This window comes from Jiangella alkaliphila (assembly GCF_900105925.1).
Classification (GTDB): Bacteria; Actinomycetota; Actinomycetes; order Jiangellales; family Jiangellaceae; genus Jiangella; species Jiangella alkaliphila.
Genome location: NZ_LT629791.1, coordinates 4257761 through 4275744, shown reverse-complemented (window position 1 = coordinate 4275744; position 17984 = coordinate 4257761). Strand labels below are relative to the sequence as shown.

Annotated in this window: 20 protein-coding genes, 1 tRNA gene and 2 pseudogenes; 12 read left to right on the top strand and 11 right to left on the bottom strand. The window is 71.9% G+C overall.

What is annotated here, in order from left to right:
* Window positions 1-55: 55 nt before the first annotated feature.
* From BLV05_RS19465 to BLV05_RS19455, 3 genes are read right to left on the bottom strand one after another with little or no spacing between them, the layout of a single operon-like run.
* Window positions 56-451: a GatB/YqeY domain-containing protein gene (locus BLV05_RS19465; protein ID WP_046771764.1), complete on the bottom strand. Its 396-nt coding sequence runs from the start codon at window positions 449-451 to the stop codon at window positions 56-58.
* Window positions 448-1323, bottom strand: coding sequence for an alpha/beta fold hydrolase (locus BLV05_RS19460; RefSeq protein ID WP_052762981.1), 876 nt, complete (start codon window positions 1321-1323; stop codon window positions 448-450). The genes BLV05_RS19465 and BLV05_RS19460 overlap by 4 nt, the downstream gene beginning before the upstream one ends.
* Window positions 1323-1754, bottom strand: coding sequence for a helix-turn-helix domain-containing protein (locus BLV05_RS19455; protein WP_083421342.1), 432 nt, complete (start codon window positions 1752-1754; stop codon window positions 1323-1325). The genes BLV05_RS19460 and BLV05_RS19455 overlap by 1 nt, the downstream gene beginning before the upstream one ends.
* A 186-nt stretch (window positions 1755-1940) precedes the next feature.
* Between BLV05_RS19455 and BLV05_RS19450 the strand changes: the two genes are divergently transcribed.
* From BLV05_RS19450 to BLV05_RS19435, 4 genes are all read left to right on the top strand, one after another.
* Entirely contained in the window at window positions 1941-2276 is a 336-nt protein-coding gene (locus BLV05_RS19450; RefSeq protein ID WP_046771761.1) for a YciI family protein, read from the top strand.
* A 57-nt stretch (window positions 2277-2333) separates the two neighbouring features.
* Window positions 2334-3536: an RNA polymerase sigma factor gene (locus tag BLV05_RS19445; protein WP_046771760.1), complete on the top strand. Its 1203-nt coding sequence runs from the start codon at window positions 2334-2336 to the stop codon at window positions 3534-3536.
* A gap of 114 nt (window positions 3537-3650) precedes the next feature.
* Window positions 3651-5054 (top strand): MFS transporter, encoded by a 1404-nt coding sequence (locus tag BLV05_RS19440; protein WP_197683214.1) that lies wholly within the window; start codon window positions 3651-3653, stop codon window positions 5052-5054.
* A 63-nt stretch (window positions 5055-5117) separates the two neighbouring features.
* Entirely contained in the window at window positions 5118-6308 is a 1191-nt protein-coding gene (locus BLV05_RS19435; protein ID WP_197683213.1) for an MFS transporter, read from the top strand.
* 4 nt (window positions 6309-6312) lie between these two features.
* Here BLV05_RS19435 and BLV05_RS19430 read toward each other — a convergent pair whose 3' ends face one another.
* The 3 genes from BLV05_RS19430 to BLV05_RS19420 form a co-directional block, all read right to left on the bottom strand.
* Window positions 6313-6801, bottom strand: coding sequence for an SRPBCC domain-containing protein (locus tag BLV05_RS19430; RefSeq protein ID WP_046771759.1), 489 nt, complete (start codon window positions 6799-6801; stop codon window positions 6313-6315).
* Complete coding sequence (locus BLV05_RS19425; protein WP_046771758.1) at window positions 6798-7139, bottom strand: ArsR/SmtB family transcription factor; 342 nt, start codon at window positions 7137-7139, stop codon at window positions 6798-6800. The genes BLV05_RS19430 and BLV05_RS19425 overlap by 4 nt, the downstream gene beginning before the upstream one ends.
* A 369-nt stretch (window positions 7140-7508) precedes the next feature.
* A complete protein-coding gene (locus tag BLV05_RS19420; protein ID WP_052762980.1) occupies window positions 7509-8120 on the bottom strand; it encodes a hypothetical protein in 612 nt (203 codons plus the stop codon).
* Between the two features lie 273 nt (window positions 8121-8393).
* Here BLV05_RS19420 and BLV05_RS19415 point away from each other — a divergent pair, with 273 nt between their 5' ends.
* Entirely contained in the window at window positions 8394-9008 is a 615-nt protein-coding gene (locus BLV05_RS19415; RefSeq protein WP_052762979.1) for an SH3 domain-containing protein, read from the top strand.
* Between the two features lie 151 nt (window positions 9009-9159).
* Window positions 9160-9244 (top strand) — tRNA-Leu (locus BLV05_RS19410).
* Between the two features lie 460 nt (window positions 9245-9704).
* Here the strand turns inward: BLV05_RS19410 and BLV05_RS19405 are convergent.
* Window positions 9705-9896 (bottom strand): hypothetical protein, encoded by a 192-nt coding sequence (locus BLV05_RS19405; RefSeq protein WP_046771757.1) that lies wholly within the window; start codon window positions 9894-9896, stop codon window positions 9705-9707.
* A gap of 62 nt (window positions 9897-9958) precedes the next feature.
* On the opposite strand from BLV05_RS19405, the pseudogene BLV05_RS38680 reads away from it, so the two are divergent.
* Window positions 9959-10069: pseudogene (locus BLV05_RS38680) on the top strand (pyridoxine 5'-phosphate oxidase C-terminal domain-containing protein); the annotation flags it as partial.
* Window positions 10070-10115: 46 nt separating this feature from the next.
* On the opposite strand, the gene BLV05_RS19395 reads toward BLV05_RS38680, so the two are convergent.
* From BLV05_RS19395 to BLV05_RS19385, 3 genes are all read right to left on the bottom strand, one after another.
* Window positions 10116-11996 (bottom strand): MGH1-like glycoside hydrolase domain-containing protein, encoded by a 1881-nt coding sequence (locus BLV05_RS19395; RefSeq protein WP_046771756.1) that lies wholly within the window; start codon window positions 11994-11996, stop codon window positions 10116-10118.
* Between the two features lie 23 nt (window positions 11997-12019).
* Window positions 12020-13504 carry an ABC transporter substrate-binding protein gene (locus tag BLV05_RS19390; RefSeq protein WP_052762978.1) on the bottom strand — a complete coding sequence of 495 codons (1485 nt, stop codon included), beginning with the start codon at window positions 13502-13504 and terminating at the stop codon, window positions 12020-12022.
* A 71-nt stretch (window positions 13505-13575) separates the two neighbouring features.
* A complete protein-coding gene (locus BLV05_RS19385) occupies window positions 13576-14346 on the bottom strand; it encodes a sugar isomerase domain-containing protein (protein ID WP_046771755.1) in 771 nt (256 codons plus the stop codon).
* A gap of 102 nt (window positions 14347-14448) precedes the next feature.
* On the opposite strand from BLV05_RS19385, the gene BLV05_RS19380 reads away from it, so the two are divergent.
* Window positions 14449-15252, top strand: coding sequence for a GntR family transcriptional regulator (locus BLV05_RS19380; RefSeq protein WP_052762977.1), 804 nt, complete (start codon window positions 14449-14451; stop codon window positions 15250-15252).
* Between the two features lie 118 nt (window positions 15253-15370).
* Here BLV05_RS19380 and BLV05_RS38675 read toward each other — a convergent pair whose 3' ends face one another.
* On the bottom strand, window positions 15371-15658 hold the full coding sequence (locus BLV05_RS38675; RefSeq protein WP_152691006.1) for an ROK family protein: 288 nt from the start codon (window positions 15656-15658) through the stop codon (window positions 15371-15373).
* A 245-nt stretch (window positions 15659-15903) separates the two neighbouring features.
* On the opposite strand from BLV05_RS38675, the gene BLV05_RS19375 reads away from it, so the two are divergent.
* From BLV05_RS19375 to BLV05_RS19360, 4 genes and pseudogenes are all read left to right on the top strand, one after another.
* On the top strand, window positions 15904-16110 hold the full coding sequence (locus tag BLV05_RS19375; protein WP_082155675.1) for a hypothetical protein: 207 nt from the start codon (window positions 15904-15906) through the stop codon (window positions 16108-16110).
* Window positions 16107-16699 (top strand): annotated as a pseudogene (locus BLV05_RS19370) (nucleotidyl transferase AbiEii/AbiGii toxin family protein). The gene BLV05_RS19375 and the pseudogene BLV05_RS19370 overlap by 4 nt, the downstream one beginning before the upstream one ends.
* A gap of 95 nt (window positions 16700-16794) precedes the next feature.
* Complete coding sequence (locus BLV05_RS19365; RefSeq protein ID WP_046771753.1) at window positions 16795-17097, top strand: helix-turn-helix transcriptional regulator; 303 nt, start codon at window positions 16795-16797, stop codon at window positions 17095-17097.
* Between the two features lie 115 nt (window positions 17098-17212).
* Window positions 17213-17971: an SAM-dependent methyltransferase gene (locus BLV05_RS19360; protein ID WP_046771752.1), complete on the top strand. Its 759-nt coding sequence runs from the start codon at window positions 17213-17215 to the stop codon at window positions 17969-17971.
* Window positions 17972-17984: the final 13 nt, after the last annotated feature.

Below are 17984 nucleotides of genomic sequence, written 5' to 3'. Positions count from 1 at the left end.
TCACCCTGGCTCGGCGTCTCGAACCGACGACGTCGAAGAGGCCTCCGGCCCCCTCTCATCGCCGGTCTGCCCGGCCCTCCTGGGACCCGAGGTACGGGACCAGCGCGTCGGCCTCGCGGCGGAGCCGGTCGGCGGCGTCGTGACGGCCGTGCGCGTCGTACCGCTCGGCCTCGGTACGCCGCTCGCTCACCTGCGCCCGCAGGATCGACCGGACGTCGCCGGCGGTCAGCTCGCGCCGCTCCGCCTCGGCCGCGCCGAGCCCGGTGTGGGCGCCGGCGACGTGCTCGCTGGTGGCCGCGCTCGGCTGCTCGCTCGGGGCGACGGCCTCAGCGTTGTCGACGGCGGCCAGGGCGGTCCGCAGCGCGGTGACGACGTCGGGCCTGCGCGCCTTCATCGCGGCGGTGAGGTCGGCGCGGAGCCGGTCGCGCAGCGCCTGGACCTCGCTGGTCATCGTGGGTCTCCGTTCGTGAGGAAGTGGTGGACGGACTCCGTGTAGCCCGCGGGGACGTGGCCGAGGCCGGGCAGCAGCGTGACTGTGGCGCCGGCGATCAGCCGCCGGACCCGCCGGGCAGTGTGCCGCGCGTCGAGCATGCGATCCTTCGCCCCGGCGACGACCAGCACCGGCACGTCGATGCCGCGCAACTGCTCGTCGGTGAACGTCGGCAGGCGATCGAGCCGGTACCGGAAGCCGCGCTGGATGAGCATCAGGTGGTCGCCGAGCGCCCGCAGGGTCGCGTCGTCGCCGTCGCCAGCGCCGAGGGGAGCGCGCGGGCCGAGCACGAGAGCGACGGCCGCCCGCTGGCCGCGCCGGCCGAACGGCAGCAGCGCGAGCGACGCCAGCACCGCGGCGTGCTTCTGCCGCCCGAGGCCGCCCGGGACCAGCAGCGCCAGCCGTTCCACCCGGTCCGGCCGGCGCACCGTGAAGTCGACCGCCAGCCAGCCGCCCAGCGACGCGCCGACGAACGGCGCCCGGGCGACGCCGAGCCCGTCGAGCACGTCGTCGAGCCACTCGGCGTAGGCGGCGGAGGCCAGCGGCGGGCGGACCGGCGCGCTGAGCCCCGCCTCGCCGAGGACGTCGACGGCGTAGAGCCGGTGGGTGCGCGCCCACAGCGCCGCGTCGCCCGTCCACGCCGCCGAGTTGAAGCCGGCGCCGTGCAGCAGCACCACCGGCGGGGAGTCGTCGGGGCCGCTGGCGAGGACGAACGTGTCGCCGTGGCGGGTGGGCAGCGTCGTCCGCATCGCCGGCACGGGCCAGCGGTCGAGGAGCGCCCGGTAGCCCTCCTCGACGGCGTCGCGCGCGGCGTCGGACCGGTAGATCGACATCACAACTCCGAGTCGGTGAACGTGCCGACGAGGCCGACCAGCGCCGCGGTGTCGCCGGGGCTGCCGATGGCCACGATCTTCAGGCTGTGCCGGTGCGGGTCGTACACGGTCTGGACGTGCAGCCGCGCGCCGCCGGACCGGCCGCCGGCCGCGGCCGTCACGAGCGTGGTGAGGCGGTCGACGGTCGACCGGTCGACGCCGTCGAGCTGCACGATGGCCGACACCTCCACCCGCGGCGACGTCGCCGCCGGCTCGGGGCGGGCCGCGGCGGTGCGGCCGCCCGTCAGCGCGTCGACGTCCTCGGCCGCGATGCGGTACTGCTTGCCGATGCGTACCGCCGGCAGCCGGCCGTCGCGCACGTAGCCGCGCACCGTGCGGACGTGCAGCCCAAGGAGCTCGGCGACGTCCTCGGCGGAGTAAAGCGCGCTCATACTCCCTATCATTCCGTAAACATCTCCATACGCCAAGTCATTTACGGAATGATAGGGTAGTGCGGCTGGTCGTCGAGGCCAACCCGCGGTTCGCGACGTGCCAGGCCAATAGTGAGCGTCAATGCCCGGTCATCCGGCTCACCGAGGCCTGACGACACGCCGCCCGAGCGGTGCCAGACTCGGTCCATGAAATACGTGCTGCTGATCAGTGACGACGAGTCGAGGTCGCCGAGCAACGAGGAGATGGACGCCGACCCTGTCCACCAGGCGTGGGAGGCCGACCTGCGGCGCCGCGGCGCCGAGCGGTTCGGGGTGCGGCTGCGGCCGGTCGCGTCGGCCACGACGGTGCGGTTCCGCGACGGCGAGACGCTGGTCTCGGACGGGCCGTTCGCCGAGACCAAGGACTTCGTCGGCGGCGTAGTGCTCATCGAGTGCGCCGACCTGGACGAGGCGATCGCGATCGCCGCCGGTCACCCGTACGCGCGGTGGGGCGGCGTCGAGATCCGCCCGGTCTGGGAATGACGGCGGACGTCAAGGAGGTTGCAGCCGACCGTGTGGTCTGACGTCAGTCCCGATGAGATGGTGCGGGCCGCGGTCGACGCGGCCTACCGGGACGAGTGGGGCCAGGTCGTCGCGACGCTCATCGGGCAGACCCGCGACTGGGACCTGGCCGAGGACAGCGCGCAGGAGGCGTTCGCGACGGCGCTGACGGCGTGGCGGCGCGACGGCGTCCCGGACCGGCCGGGCGCCTGGCTCACCACGACGGCCCGGCACCGCGCGACCGACCGGCTGCGCCGTGACGCCGCCGGAAAGGCCAAGCTGCGCCAGCTGGCCGTGCTGGCGCGGGAGCCGGACGAGTCGACCGCCGAGGAGATCCCGGACGAGCGGCTCCGGCTGATCTTCACCTGCTGCCACCCGGCGCTGCCGTTCGAGGCCAGGGTCGCGCTGACGTTGCGGACGCTGGCCGGGCTGAGCACGGCCGAGATCGCCCGGGCGTTCCTCACCGCCGAGCCGACCATGGCGCAGCGGATCGTCCGGGCCAAGCGCAAGATCGCCGAGGCCGGCATCCCGTACCGCGTCCCGCCGGCCGAGCTGCTGCCCGAGCGGCTGGCGTCGGTGCTGGCGGTGCTCTACCTGATCTTCAACGAGGGCTACGGCGAGCACGACGCCAGCCGCGCGCTGACCGCTGAGGCGATCCACCTCGCCCGGGTGCTGGGCCGGCTGCTGCCGGACGAGCCGGAGCCGCGCGGCCTGCTCGCACTCATGCTGCTGCACGAAGCCCGCCGGTCGACCCGCGTCGACGACGGCGTCCTCGTCCCGCTGGAGCGGCAGGACCGGTCCCGATGGGACCGCGCGCTGATCGACGAGGGCGTCGCCGTCCTGGATGAGGCCCTGACGCTGCGCCGCGGCGGGCCGTACCAGGTGCAGGCCGCGATCGCCGCCTGCCACGCCACCGCGCCCGACGCTGCCGGCACCGACTGGCCGCAGATCGCCGCGCTCTACGCGGAGCTGGGCCGGCTGGCGCCGTCGCCGGTGGTGGAGCTGAACCGGGCCGTCGCGGTCGCGATGGCCGACGGCATCGCGGCCGGCCTCGCGCTGGTGGACGAGCTCGCGGCGTCCGGCCGGCTGGACGGCTACCACCTGCTGCCTGCGACCCGCGCCGACCTGCTGCGCCGCGACGGCCGCACCGCCGAGGCCCGCGCGGCGTACGAGGAGGCGCTGCGGCTGGCGGCCTCCGACGCCGACCGCCGCTATCTGACCGGCCGGCTCGACGCACTCTGACCTGCGGCGACGCACTCTTCTTCGAATTTCTTCGGATTTCTTCGGCGCGGATGTCGATCCGCGGGCGGCGTCTTCGTCGGTGGGGCGACGAACCCTCCTGACGAAGGACCGACGATGTCGCACACCGAGACTCTGACTAGCACCTCCACCGACGGCGAGACGGCGCGGCGGAGCAAGCCGGCGCTCGTGCTCGCGCTCACCTGTGCCACCACGGCGATGGTGGGCCTGGACACCGCCATCGTGAACGTGGCGCTGCCGTCGATCCAGCGCGACATCGGCGGCGGCTACGGCGCTCTGCAGTGGGTCGTCGTCGCCTATGGCCTGCTGCTCGGCGGATTCCTGCTGCTCGGCGGCCGGCTGGCCGACCGGCTGGGCCGCCGGCGGATCCTCGTCGCCGGGCTGGCCCTGTTCACAGTCGCGTCGCTGGCCGCCGGCGCCGCCCACGACCCCGGCCTGCTGATCGCGGCCCGCGCCGCGCAGGGGCTCGGGGCCGCGCTGCTCGTGCCGGCCGCCCTCTCGCTGCTGGCCGTCACGTTCCCTGAGGGACGTGAGCGGCACCGTGCGCTCGCGGTGGTCGCCGCCGTGGACGGCGCGGCCGGGGCCGTTGGCGTGGTGCTGAGCGGCCTGCTGACCGCCGGCCCGGGCTGGCGCTGGGCGTTCCTGATCAACGTCCCGGCCGGTCTGCTGCTCATCACACTGGCGACGGTGTTCCTCGTCGCCGACCGGGTCGCCGAGCGCAGCGGGCGGCTGGACGTCGCGGGCGCGACGACGGTGACCGGCGCGCTGCTGCTGTTCGTGTACGCGCCGCACCACGCCACCGGCCACGGCTGGACGGCGGCGTCGACGCTGGCGCTGTTCGCTGCGGCCGCCGCGCTGCTGGCGGCGTTCGTGCTGATCGAGCGCCGCTCCCCCGACCCGCTGCTGCCGCTGTCGACGCTGCGCAACCGGCCGCTCGTCGCCGCCAACCTCACCGGGTTCCTGGCGTTCGGCGCGCTCATGGCCTTCATCTTCATCGGCTCGCTGCTCATGCAGCAGATCCTCGGCTACTCGCCGGCGATGACCGGGCTGGCCTGGCTGGCGACGACGGTCACCATCGTCGCCGTCGCGATGGCCGGTGAGGGGCTGGTCGCCCGGGCCGGCGTGCGGGTGTCGCTGGTCATCGGCCTGCTGCTGCTCGCCGTCGGCGCCCTGTGGCTGGCCCGGGTGCCCGCCGACGCCTCGTACGTCACGGACGTGCTGCCCGCGTTCCTGCTCGCCGGGGTCGGGTTCGGGCTGTGCGGGCCGGCGGTGCAGATGGGCGCCCTGACCGGCGTGGACCAGTCCGCTGCGGGGCTGGCGTCCGGCCTGATCGAGACCGCGCGCGAGGTGGGTGGCGCCGCCGGCGTGGCCGCCGTGTCCGCCGTCCTCGTCGCCGGGTCGGGGCTCGACGGGTTCCGCGCCGGCTTCGCCTTCGTCGCCATCCTGGCCGTCCTCGGCGTCGTCACCGCGGTCGTCGGCTTCGGCCGCCGCGCGCGATAACCGCCTTGTGCCCGCGCCACCCGATGACCCATCCTCGTCGTCGTGCGGACCGACGGTGGGACCTTGTTGAGACGCGACGCCGCCTTCCGCTCGCTGTTCGCGGCGCGCACCATCTCCTTCCTCGGCGACTCGCTGAGTCTGGTCGCGCTGATGCTGTACGTCGCGGACACCGCCGGCCAGGCGATCGCGATCGCGCTGCTCCTGCTGGTCGGCGACCTCGCGCCGGCGCTACTCAGCCCGCTGGCCGGTGCGGTGAGCGACCGGTGGGACCGGCGCCGGGTGATGATCGTCTGCGAGCTGGTGCAAGCCGGCCTGCTGGCCGCGATCGCGCTGTCGCTGCCGCCGTTGCCGCTGCTGCTGGTGCTGGTCGGCGTGCGGGCGGTGGCCGGCCACGTGTTCCTGCCGGCGTCGCGAGCGGCCGTGGCGACGATCGTGCCGCAGCGCGACCAGGCGGCGGCGAACTCGGCGCTCGGGCTGGCGACGAACGGCGGCGAGGCGCTCGGCCCGCTGGTCGCGGCCGCGCTGTTCCCGCTGGTCGGCGTCCGGGGCGTGCTGCTCGTCGACGCGGCGACGTTCCTGCTGTCGGCGCTGCTGCTGGTCCGGCTGCCGACGCTGCCGCCGTCGTCGCCCGAGGAGGGGCGCGGCGGCTCGCTGCTGGCCGACGCCCGGGAGGGGCTCGGGCAGCTGTGGCGGGTACCGGCGCTGCGGATCATCGCGCTGGGCTTCTGCGCCGTCGTCGCGTTCAACGGCATCGACGACGTCGCACTGGTGGTGCTGGCCAAGGACACCTTCGACGCGGGCGACTCCGCCGCCGGGATCCTGCTGGCCGGCGTCGGCATCGGACTGTTCGCCGGGTACGCGCTGCTCGCCCGCTGGTCGGCGCGGGCCTCGATGCTGTGGCTGCTGGTCGCCGGATTCGCCGTCAGCAGCGTCGGCAACCTGCTCACCGGTCTGGCGTGGGCGGTCGCGGCGGCGTTCACGCTGCAGACGATCCGCGGCCTCGGCATCGCCGCCATGGACGTCGCCACCAACACGCTGCTGCCGCGGCTGGTGCCCGACGCGATGCTCGGGCGGGTGTTCGGCAACCTCTACGGGGCGATCGGGCTGGCCGCCGGCCTGTCCTACGTGGCCGGCGGCCTGCTGCTGGACGCGACGTCGGCGCCGACGACGTTCATCATCGCCGGAGCGGGCGGCACGCTGGCCACCATCGCCGTCGCCGTCACGCTCCCCCGCGCGCTGCGCCGTCAGTCCTGAGCCGTCAGTCCTGAGCCAACAGCCCGGCCAGCCGCTCGAACTGCTCGAGGATGCCCAGCGTCATGCCGGTGCCGACGGCGAAGTCCAGCACCTCGGGCGACGGGAACGTCGTCACCCAGTGCACCCGGGTGCCGCCGTCGACCTCCTCGAACGTGATGGTCTCGACGGCGGGCGGGCCGCCGGCCGGCTCCATGTCCGGCGCCGTCGTGCGCACCAGCCGCTTCGGCAGGTCGACCTCGAGGTACTCCCCGTGGAAGGCGACCTCGCCGTCGTCGGTCCGGTTGATCCACCTCCACCGGCCGCCGGGGCGCAGGTCGAGCTCGACCACCTCGGTAGTGGTGCCGTGCGGGCCGATCCAGTGCGCCAGGTGCTTCGGCACCGTCATGGCGGCCCACACCAGCTCACGCGGCGCGGCGAACACGCGCTCGATGAGCAGTTCCGATCCCTCGGCGACGACGGTGGTGGCGGCGTCGCCCAGTTCGCGTCGGGTCATGACCGATCTCCCTTCTGCAGGTCCGTCAGGTACTCGTCCAGCCGGTCGAAGCTGTCGCCCAGGAAGTCGCGGTACTGCGTCATCCACGTGACGAGGTCGCGCAACGGTTCCGGGCGCAGCCGGCAGGACCGCCACTGCGCGCGTCGCGTCTGCTCGATCAGCCCGGCCTTCTGCAGCACCTTCACGTGCTTCGAGATGGCCGGCAGCGACACGTCGAACGGCTCCGCGAGCTGCCCGACGGTCGCCTCGCCCCGGGTCAGCCGGGCCAGGATGGCGCGGCGGGTCGGGTCGGCCAGCGCGGCGAACGTCGCGGTGAGCGCATCGGTGTCGACCGTCATTTTCTCCTCCAGTTAATTAACTACACAGGAAAGTACGAATCTCGGCCGGAATTGTCAAGCGATCGTGTGAACCGGACGGCATCGCCACGCGTCATACAGTCACGGGCCGGATCGGCGAAGGGCGCCGACCCATGCGGGGTCCGTGACCGTAACGATGATGCTCCCGACGTTGGGCGGCTGCGGGCTCAGCGATCGTTGGCAGCACACAGTGACCGCCTGTGCGGCGCCGGTCACCACGGTCACGCCTTCGCCGTCCGGCCCGGCCAGAAGGCCGGCCCCGTGATCGCAGGCGTTCGGCCCCGCCACCCGCCGAGTTGATCATGGAGAAGGGCGGCCGTCGAGCGCCTCGAGAGCCGCCCTTCTCCATGATCAACTTCTGCGGCGGGGCGGGCGGGGCGGCGCCAGTCGTCGGACGAGGCGGGCGAGGCGCGTGCGCCGGACAGGTCGCGGCGGCGGGTCCACCATCAGCGGACCGGCCAGCCAGCCGTCCGCGTGGCCGGGCGACGGCCGTCCGGCCAGGAACGCCTCCGCCTCGTCGTACGTCCACCGGTCCAGCTGGCCGAGGTCGTGCCCCTCGTCCGCCCACACGTAGTAGACGTCGTCGAGGTGCACGAACGGCTGGGCGTCGGCATGGCCGCCGTGACCGAGGCGGGCGTGCGCCCACGCCGCCAGCTCGCGCGGGCCGATCCGGCCGGCCGTCAACCGGCGCAGCATCGCCGCCAGCGCCGCCCGCTCGGCGTCGCCGTCGACGACATGGGCCAGGCCGAGTTCGCGCATCGTGTCGTCGACCAGCGCCTCGAGCTCGTACGTCGTCGCAGTCGCCGGTTCGCCGGCCAGGATCCCCAGGCTCGGCGAATCGAGCCCCGCGACCAGAGCGTCGGTCGCCGCGTCGATGACGTCCTTCGACGCAGCCGGGGTGATGCGCCACAGACTCACGGCGTCGGCCAGGGCGTCGAGGGCGTCCCGCGCTGCGTCTGTCATCGGGAATCAGGCGCTCGCGCCGGGGACATAGGAAGGCCGCTCCGCCAGTTGGGGGGCAAGAGGCGGAGCGGCCCCCGTGTACTCCCATAGTAGCCGAGCGTGACCGGCTTGTCGCACATAGTGATGGTACGTCCGTGACCTGCACTGATACGGACCACCTCGATCACCGGAATCTCGGGCACCGCATGCAACCGCGCGGCACGCTGAGGAGTGATTAACGGTGAGAGCCGATACCCGGTCGCACCGTCCGGGACGGCAGTCAGGAGGTCCACCATGATCATCCGGCAACGGCTCCGGCGAACGGCGACCGCGCTCGCCACGGCCATCATCGTTCCGCTCGGCCTGCTCGCGACGGGCACGACCGCCTCGGCCGCCGAGCCCACTGACTCCGCCGACTCCGCGGCCACGGCCGCCGCCGCGACCTACAAGGGCCGCGTCACGGCGGGCATCAACGTCCGCAGCGCCCCCACGTCGGCCGCCAGCAAGGTCGGCTCCTACGCCGCAGGCGCTGTCATCACCATCCAGTGCAAGGTGTACGGCCCGTCGGTCAGCGGCAACAGCCTCTGGTACAAGCTCGCGACCGGCCGCTGGGTGAGCGCCCGCTACGTCGCGAACATCGGCACCGCGCCGCGCTTCTGTGGCGACGGCAAGGAGTACACCGGCCGCGTGTCGTCGTCGACGGCCCTGGCCGTGCGCAGCGGCCCGACGACGGCCAACGCCAAGGTCAGCTCGATCCCGAGCGGCGCGAGGATGTCCATCGTCTGCAAGGTCGACTCGCAGAACGTCTCCGGCAACCGGCGCTGGTACCAGCTGTCCGGCGACGGCGGCGGCCAGTGGGTGTCGGCCCGCTACGTGACGAACATCGGCGCGGCCCCGCCGTACTGCTGATCCCTCCCCCACGACCACGGCGCCGCCCGGCCCCCATCCGGGCGGCGCCGTTCGTTCTCGAGACGGCTGCGGTCGCACCCCGAGTTGGACAGAGGGCCCCGCGGGTTTGGTATGGTTACCCGGCCGCTGGCGCTCCATGAAGCGCCGCAGAGTCCGGGTGGCGGAATAGGCAGACGCGCTAGCTTGAGGTGCTAGTCCCCGTCAAGGGGGTGGGGGTTCAAGTCCCCCCTCGGACACTCAGAGGTGTACCCCTCTCACAATGCGAGGGAGGCTCCGCCGACCGAGTTCCTCGTCGGTTCTCGGTCGAACACCCGCTGACCTGGACTCTTGCTCGAAGTCTGGGTCCTCTGCGTCATCCACCGTACGCCAATATCTTGCCTGCCTCGGGCATTCTCGCCTTGCCTGGGTCCGTGAGGTGGTGAGTTTCTGGGGAGTGCCCGAGGCCGACTCCACCTGCTGCCATCAGTCCAGCGACGACTCAGGCCCCAGACAATCCGTGCGACCGGATTCTGGACCCATCTGGGCGCCGGATCGGTCCCCGCCAGTTGATCAGATCGGGCTAAGCGAACCCGGGCGCCGCAGGCGGGCAGGTGCTCGGTGCTGCCAGCTCCGGGCCCAGCCGTGTCGTGTCAACCGACGGTCGAGCACATCGGATCGTTACGAGCGCGCCTTGGCTCTGCCGACCACCCGAAGCGCTCAGCCGCCGAGCGGCACCTTGTAGTCGTGGGCGTCCGCCGATGGAGCCGGCTCGCTCGTCGGCCGTTCGTCGTCGAGGACGCGGCGGGCGCGAGCGTTCGCCTCGCGAGCAGCGGGCGACACGACTGGCCAGCGCAGGTCGAGGCCTTGGATGGTCTCGAGCATGACGGCACCGAAGCCGACCTGCACCACCGCGCCCGCTCCCTCACCGAGGCCAGCCAGCCGCTCCCCGCCCCGACGGCTGGGCCGGCTGCCGGCTGGTGCCACGGGAGCTGGACTTCTGGTATGGCAGCCCGACCCGCCTGCACCGCGGACTGCTCTACACCCGCCCGCCGGCCACTCCGATACCTGGTCTGCAGCCCTGACGCGGTTCGGTTCAGCCGGCGTCGCCGCCCGGCCCAGAGCGCGGTCTCAGCCGTGGCGGGCGAGGCCGTCTCCGCCGTCCGTCAGCGCGAACCCGCCCGCCGCGTCGAGGCCGGCAAGCGCGGTGAGGCTCAGCAGCGCGCCCCAGGAGTGGAACGGCTCGCTGTTGGCCGCGTCGCAAGGCCGGTCGTGTTCGCTGGAGTAGTTCTCGTGGATGTGCCGGTTACGGCGCCAGTCGTCGAGGATCAGCTCACCTGAGCGCTCGGCCAGCCAGGTCGCCTCGGCGTCCAGGCCGGCGCGGCGCAGCCCGAGGAAGACAAGGAAGTTGATCGGCGGCCAGGCCCGCCCGATCCAGTAGCTGTGCTCGCCCGGGGCCGGCGCGGGTTCGGACCGGGGTGACGACGGCAGCGCCCGCGGCCCGCCGAACTGGCGCGGGTCCTGCAGGTACCGGTCCGCCATGGCCTTCGCCCGCCCGTCCAAGCCGATCCCGGCCAGGAGCGGGAAGAAGCTCATGGGCGCCAGCCAGGCGGTCGGCTTCCCAGTGGCGGTGAAGTGGCTGCGGTAGATCTGCCCTTCGTCGTCCCAGAGGCGCTCGTCGACGAGGCGGGCCACGGCCCTGCCGCGTTCGATGACCTCCGCGGCCTCGGCTGTGCGGCCGAGCGTCTCGGCGATCTGCGCCAGCGCCTCGCAGTCCATGACGTACTCGGCGTTGAGGCCGACGTCGTCGATGTCGAGCAGCCCGGTGGCCGGGTCGAATCCGGCGTCGCGCAGGACGGGGTGGTCGTCGGCGCCGGTCTCACAGGTCGCCCCGAAGTGCTTCCCGATCCGCGGGATGTCCTGCGGCGACGGATACTCCGGCGTGAAGGTCGTGGACCCCGGGCTGAGCATGACCCCGTTGTGCCGGGCCTTCCACCACCAGCGGTTCCAACTCAGCAGGACCTCGAACACCTCCTCGAGGAACCAGCGGTCGCGGTGGCGGAGGTAGAGCTCCCAGCACACCATCGAGCCGACCGGTGGCTGCGAGCCGTCGAAGGTCTTGCGCCCGGTGCCCTGCGCGACGTTGGGCACAAAGCCGTCCGGCGTGACCTCGCGGCACATCTCGACGGCGTTCGCGTATGCCAGCTCGGTGGAGCTCACGTCGGCGAGCAGGGCGTTGAAGAACGCGTCCCAGCAGAACAACGCGTAGCCGCCGCGCTTGCCGACGTTCCACAGCCGGCTCACCGTCGTGACGACGCGGTCGCCGGCGGGCTCGTAGACGGTGTTCCAGGCGATCGAGTCGCGGACGATCTCGCGGTGCTCGTCGGCCACGGACTCCGGCGGCGGGCAGTGGGCCGCGCGGGCCTGCCGGACGATCTCGTCGATCTCCTCGACGGTGCGCGGGGTGCCGGTGCTCACCCCGACGAGCTCGGCGAGCTCGACGGCCAGGTAGGGCCCGACGACGTCGGCGTAGGGGTCGTCGATCGGCTCACCGGTCACGTGGATCGGGGTGACCGTCTCGCCGGAGGTGGCGGCGAGGACGCCGTCGTCGCGGCGGACCACGCCGTCTCGGTTCCACAGGTAGCCGGCGCCCACGGTGAGGATGCCGGGCCGGTGCCGGTGGTCCAGCGGGGTGACCAGCAGGACGAGATCGTCGCCGGTCCGGGCGGCGGCCACGCGGATGGTGAGGTCGGCCCAGGTGACCGTGACCTCCGAGAAGTCACCGCGGATGGCGTGGGGCCCGAGCGCGACCTCCTCGGCGCCCTCTTCACGCCGGCCGATCTGCACGGTCTGCAGGCTGGTGCCGCGGTACAGCTCGTGCAGGCCGAGCGTCAGCCCGAGCCCGTCGGGCAGCCTGACGTGGCGCAGCAGGCTGCGGGTGTCCCAGGTGTTCCAACCCTCGGACAGGGAGCGCTGCAACTCCAGGTACTGGAGCGACGCCGGTGCGATCATGTCCGTCCTCTCGTCACGTCCGGCTATTCGACGCCGGCGTCGCGGAAGTCGGGGAGCCCGACTCGATCCAGGGTGAAGCCGCTGACGCTCGCGCCCCAGGCGTAGGACATCTTGACGAACATCGGGTACATACCCACGGCGTCGGTCCAGATGATCTGCGAGGCCTGGGCGTAGACCTGCTCGCGCTCCGCCGGGTCCGGGGTCTGCCCGGCCTGCGCCAGCAGCGCGTCCAGCTCCGGGTTGCAGTAGCCATTGCGGCCGGCGGCGCAAGGGTAGAGGCGGCCGAGGTTGGTGGCGGCATCGAAACCCGCGGTGCCGATCTGCTGCATGTTGATGTCCCAGTTCAGGGCGAGCAGGTCCTCGATGAAGACGGCCTGCTCCTTCTCGAGCGGCTCCACCTGCACGCCGATCTCCGCAAGGTCGGAGACGACCGCCTCGACGAACGACCGGAACTGCGACTGGAACTGCAGGCGCAGCACGGTGTCGAAGTCGAAGCCGGCCGCCGCCAGCGCGGCGCGGGCCGCATCGGGGTCGTAGACCATGGGCTCCTGGGTGGCGTGACCGAGCACCGGCGGAGCGATGGGGGCGTCCGCGAGCGTGCCGGTCTCGGGGTAGAGCTGGGCGACGATGGTCTCGAAGTCGACCGCCTGCCAGATGGCGCGCCGGACGGCCGGGTCGGCCAGGGCCGGCGTCGTCGAGTTGAACCACATCGTGAAGGTGGCGTCGCTCTCCACCGCATCGATCTCGATGCTCTCCTCGGAGCGCAGCAATGCCATCTGGTCGTCCGGGACGCCCCAGATCACGTCCACCTCACCGGTCCGCAGAGCGGTGAGCCGGGCGGCAATCTCCGGGATGGTGCGGAAGGTGAGCTTGGCGAGCGACGGCGCACCGCCGAAGTAGTCGTCGTTCCGGCTGAGAACGACCTCGGCGCCCGGGGCGAACTCGTCGACGACGAACGGCCCGGAACCGACCGGCGGCTGCCCGCCGGCGCTCTGCGTGGCCGGGGTCTCCTCCGCCACGACGTAGACGGCGGTGAGCTTGGCCGGCAGGGCCGCGTCGGGGGCGGCGGCGGTGAACGTCACGGTGGTGGCGTCCGGCGCCGTCGCCGTGACGTCGGGGAAGTTGCCGGCGATCGGGCTCTCCAGCGCGAGCAGCCGCTCGAAGGAGGCGACCACGTCGGACGACGTCAGCTCCGAGCCGTCGGAGAACCTCACGCTGTCGCGCAGCTGGAACGTCCACGTCGTGCCGGTGTCGTCGGCCGACCACTCTTCGGCGAGGTCGCCGGTGAGCTGCCCGTTCGCGTCGATCTGGACCAGCCGGGAGAAGATGTGCTTGGCCACCAGTTCCATGCCCAGCGATCCGCCGACGGGCGAATGGGGATCCAGGTTCTCGATCGGGAACTGGCCGCTGGCGACGATCTCGTCGGAGCCCGATCCCGAGCCCGTCTCGTCGCCGGCCGACGTCGTCGAGCAGGCGCCGATCGCCAGGGCCGCGAGAATGACCGCCACGCGTGTGGCTGTGCTGTTCGTTCGCATGTAGCGCCTCCGCAGTGAGGTGACATGTGCCGATGGGGGACGGGTCAGGCGACCGGAGCGGCCGAGGTGCCCTGGTCGAGTGCCCTGCTGGCCCGCCGGGCGTGCTCGTGGAACGCGGCCTCGAAGAGCTCGCGCGAACGCTCCGCGCCCATCCGAACCGCCGACGTGATGACCGGTGGCTGGCAGCCCCGGGCCACCAACCGGGCCGCGGTGCGGACCTTGATCTCATTGACCACGACCGTGTACAGCAGGGTCGACACCGGCCCGACCGGCGTGTCGAGCCCGTCGATGTCGACCGCCGCATCGCCGGGCGGAGCCTGCAGGTCGACGACGAGGTCGGCATGCGCCGCCATGGTGCCGCCCATGGCCAGGTTCGTGACGGCGATCGTCTTGATCCCGCGAGCCCGCGCTCCGGCCATCATCTCGACCGGCAGTGCGCTGGACCCGCCGACGGAGAAGCCCATGTAGAGGTCGTGGCCGGCGAACGTGTAGTTGCGCAGCACCATCTCAGCCAGCCCCGGCACCCGCTCGATGAACATCGCCTGGCGCATCCCGTTGGCACCCGCCACCTGGGTGTGGAAGGTGGTGGAGAGCTCGACGATCGGGTGAAAGCCCGGGTAGGAGCCGTAGCGGGGGAACATCTCCTCGACCGGTATACGGGAGTGGCCGGAACCGAACACGTGCACCAGGCCGTCCGCGGCGATGGTGTCGGCCGACCAGTCCGCCGCCGTCTCCAGAGCGTCGCCCTGGCTCTCCAGCAGCCGGTCGGTCGACGCCAGGGCAGCCCTGGTCCAGGCGCCTGCGTAGCTCTGCATCCGTCCTCCATATCCTCCGTGGTGTGCCTCAGCATTGCACGATGGCCGCCCAAATGTATAGACATCTGATTCGTATTAATCGCTCTATGCGACGATGAGCCCGTGACGAAGGCACCCGGTCCAGCGCGCTACAGGGTCATCGAGAGGTGGCTGCGCGAGCGGTGCGCCACGCTGCCCGCCGGCTCCCTGCTGCCGGCGGAGTCCGAGCTCGCCGAGCGCTTCGACGTGAGCCGCATGACGGCGAGGCAGGCGCTGCAGAATCTGGCCGCCGAGGGCCTCATCGAGCGCCGGCGCGGGGCCGGCACATTCGTCGCGCCGAAGCCCCTGCACCGGGCCGACTCCGTCCTGCTCTCCTTCACCCAGGACATGCAGCGGCGCGGCATGACGGCGTCATCGCGCATCGTCTCCGCGGGACTGATCACCTCGCCCGCCGAGGCAGTCCAGCTGGGCCGTCGCCCGGACACCTGGGTGGTCCGCATCGACCGCATCCGCCTGGCCGACGGCATCCCCGTCGCCCGCGAACGGGCGACGCTGCCCGAGGAGTTCAAGGCGGTCCTCGACCACGACCTGGCGACGGGATCCCTGGACGCCGCGCTGAGGAAGCTCGGCCGCCAGTGGGGCAAGGCGTCGGGGTACGTGTCCGCGCGGCTGGCCTCCGAGGACGACGCCCAGGCGCTCGAGCTGGAGATGCCGGCCGCGTTGCTGGTCGAGTCGCGCCTGGTTTACGACGTCGAGGGCCGGCCGGTCGAGCGGACCGAGACGGCGTACGTAGCCTCGCGGTGGGTCATCGACACCGGCCTGTACGTGCCGGCCCAGCCTTATGAGGCCGGCTCGGCCGGTGCGGCCGATAGCGCCGCGCCCACAGCGCCGGCCCAGGGCCCGAACGCCGCGCCGGTGACCCGGTAGCTGCCCGCGGGATCGGGGCGCGCGCCGTCGCGGCGCCTCTCGGAGCAGGGTCGAACAGGGCGTCCCTGACCGCGCGAAACCCGGCCACCCTTGGCGGCGAGTTCCGGGCCGAGGAGGTTTAGCCTGTTGGCCAGGGCGATGGCGAGTCAGTCGGCGGTCTGCAGCGGCGCCGCGCGAGCCTGCGGTGGCCGGCGCGGCCGCCCCGGATCGCAGCGGCGGTGTCGGCGAATCCGGCCAGTTCGGCGAAGACGGCGACCGTTTCCAGGCACCCGGTGCCGCCACAGCCGCAGCGCGACCCGCTGCGTGGCTGGACAACGGTGTGGCCGATCAGCTCGGCGACGCCGGCGGCCCCAGTGCAACAATGAAACGCGACGCTCAGGACCTCGCAGGATGCGGATCTACGCACAAGACGAACCGAGCGTTGCGGAGACTGGGGTGGACCACGCCGTCGGGACTCTGCCTAAACCGGTTGTGCGCAGCGTCGCCGACCGCTCTAGGCTCTCGTCGTGTCTCCTGACCTGTCCTGGCTGCCCGCCCGGCATCTCGCCGTCGTCGCGACCCTTGCCCAGCGTTCACATCGCCCGACATTCCTAGTTGTCGATCCGGCCTCGCGTTCCGTCGCGCACGGGCTGAGTTGGCTAGGCTTGCGGCATGAGCGATTCGGCCGCGGCACGGCGAGTACGTGGCGTGCTCGACATGTACGAGTTCGGTGAGCTCATGTACCGAGCCAAGCTGCGTCGCGAACATCCCGACGCAACGAAAGCCGAGATCGAGGCGCTGGTCAACGCATGGCGTATCGACCGCCCAGGTGCCCCGATGGGTGACGCAGCGGGCCGGCTCTCCCGACGATTCGGATGAACCAACTCGAGGCAGCGCTGAGGCGCGCCGCGAAGGACCTCACCCGCCTCGGCGCGGGTTGGGCGCTGATCGGTGGCTTCGCCGTATCGGCTCGGACCGAGCCGCGATTCACCCGTGACGTCGACACGCCGTCGCGGTCGACGACGATACCGCCGCCGAAGATCTCGTCAGGTCGCTCCTGGCCGACGGCTACCGACTGTTGGCAACGATCGACCACGACGTGACCGGACGACTCGCCACGGTCCGACTTGCATCACCGCTAGCCGGCGACGTCAATGTGGTCGTCGATCTGTTGTTCGCCAGCTCGGGAATCGAACGAGAGATCGCCCAGGCAGCCGAGCGAATCGAGATCATCCCGGGCTTGACCCTTCCGGTCGCAACGGCCGGGCATCTCATCGCACTGAAGTTGTTGGCGCGAGACGACGAGCGGCGACCGCGTGACGCGGCCGACCTGCGAAATCTCGCCGAGGTCGCATCCACGGAGGACAGAGACGTAGCTCGCAAGGCCGTCGAGTTGATCACGGCGCGAGGTTTCGGCCGCGACCGTGACCTGCCACAGGCCCTGGACTCGCTCGGCATCCCCGACTGAACTGGTCGACCGCGCGCTCATTTCGGTGACAGTTTGCGCGACTTCGTCGACATCGAGGGAAGACCGCGTCAAGTACTCGGCGTAGCCGGGCACGGATGCCCATCAAGAAAGCGCAGGTCAGGTGCATAGGTCGAGTTGAGCCCGCGGAGGGAAGATTCTCGTCGTCGCACCTGACCCGGCTCTTCCATGACCACATCGGCATGTCGCCGATGCAGTACGTCACCCGGCAACGCCTGACCAGGGCGGCGGCGCTGCTCGAGGTCAGCACGTTGAACATCGCCGAGAACGCCCGCTCCGTCGGGTACTCCGACCCGTACCACTTCTCCCGGAGATTCAAGCAGGTCACGGGATACGCGCCCACGCACTACCGCGCCGCGCGCCGCGGCGACACGCCCTAGTTGTGGCTATGGCGTTCACGCTGATCGAGTCCGCCCAGCACCGGTGGCGAGCGGTCAACGCACCTCACTCTGGAATGCCTCGGCCTCGGTTGAGTCTGCTTGTAGCGTTGCTGAAGTGGAGCGCTCCGAGATCTTCGACATTGCCCACCTGCGCCATCCGATCGCGGCCCCGGTGGCGCCCCAGCGGCTACGCGAACTGGTCGGCTGGCTGCGCCCAAGCGACGGCGCCCGCGCCGTCGACCTCGGGTGCGGAGAGGGCGAGTGGCTGCAAGAGCTGCTGCTCACCTACCCCGGGATCACTGGCGTAGGGATAGACCACATGCTCCCGGCCTCTGCCGTCAGGCGTGCCGGCGAGCGGAGGCTGAGCGACCGGGTGCGCTGGGTCGAAACGGATGCCGCCACCTGGGACGACGGGGCGTTCGACGTGGTGCTGTGCGTCGGTGCGAGCCACGCCTTCGGCGGGCTAAAGGACATGCTGGTCGCTGTCCGGCGGCATCTGCGCCCCGGCGGCCAAGCGCTGATCGGCGACAGCATCTGGGAGAGCCCCCCGTCGGCCTCTGCGCTGGCGGCGCTTGAGGTTTCTGCCGACGCCTATCCCGACCTCGCCGGCTTCGTGCGAGCCATCCGTGAGCACGGGTTCGAGCCGTCGTACGGGCACGTAAGCACGTTGGCCGAGTGGGACGACTACCAGTTCAGTTGGAGTGGGTCGCTCGTCGACTGGGCCGTGCGGGAGGCCTCGACGACGGAGGATCGCGACCAGGCGCTTGCCGTTGCACGTGAGCATCTCGAGGCCTGGCTGAGCGGCGCGCGACGCGAGCTGGGGTTCGCCACCTTCGTCCTGCACGACGCCGCCGCCGCTGGCGCGCGCGACTGATCGGCGTTCACGT

Bases quoted from the DNA above. Each gene is read 5' to 3' on its own strand.
- BLV05_RS19415 (WP_052762979.1), top strand. From the start codon at position 8,394: ATGATCATCCGGCAACGGCTCCGGCGAACGGCGACCGCGCTCGCCACG.
- BLV05_RS19465 (WP_046771764.1), bottom strand. From the start codon at position 451: ATGACCAGCGAGGTCCAGGCGCTGCGCGACCGGCTCCGCGCCGACCTC.
- BLV05_RS19445 (WP_046771760.1), top strand. From the start codon at position 2,334: ATGGTGCGGGCCGCGGTCGACGCGGCCTACCGGGACGAGTGGGGCCAG.
- BLV05_RS19375 (WP_082155675.1), top strand. From the start codon at position 15,904: ATGAGCGATTCGGCCGCGGCACGGCGAGTACGTGGCGTGCTCGACATG.
- BLV05_RS19455 (WP_083421342.1), bottom strand. From the start codon at position 1,754: ATGAGCGCGCTTTACTCCGCCGAGGACGTCGCCGAGCTCCTTGGGCTG.
- BLV05_RS19430 (WP_046771759.1), bottom strand. From the start codon at position 6,801: ATGACCCGACGCGAACTGGGCGACGCCGCCACCACCGTCGTCGCCGAG.
- BLV05_RS19440 (WP_197683214.1), top strand. From the start codon at position 3,651: ATGTCGCACACCGAGACTCTGACTAGCACCTCCACCGACGGCGAGACG.
- BLV05_RS19365 (WP_046771753.1), top strand. From the start codon at position 16,795: ATGCCCATCAAGAAAGCGCAGGTCAGGTGCATAGGTCGAGTTGAGCCC.
- BLV05_RS19450 (WP_046771761.1), top strand. From the start codon at position 1,941: ATGAAATACGTGCTGCTGATCAGTGACGACGAGTCGAGGTCGCCGAGC.
- BLV05_RS19395 (WP_046771756.1), bottom strand. From the start codon at position 11,996: ATGATCGCACCGGCGTCGCTCCAGTACCTGGAGTTGCAGCGCTCCCTG.
- BLV05_RS19425 (WP_046771758.1), bottom strand. From the start codon at position 7,139: ATGACGGTCGACACCGATGCGCTCACCGCGACGTTCGCCGCGCTGGCC.
- BLV05_RS19385 (WP_046771755.1), bottom strand. From the start codon at position 14,346: ATGCAGAGCTACGCAGGCGCCTGGACCAGGGCTGCCCTGGCGTCGACC.
- BLV05_RS19460 (WP_052762981.1), bottom strand. From the start codon at position 1,323: ATGTCGATCTACCGGTCCGACGCCGCGCGCGACGCCGTCGAGGAGGGC.
- BLV05_RS19420 (WP_052762980.1), bottom strand. From the start codon at position 8,120: ATGACAGACGCAGCGCGGGACGCCCTCGACGCCCTGGCCGACGCCGTG.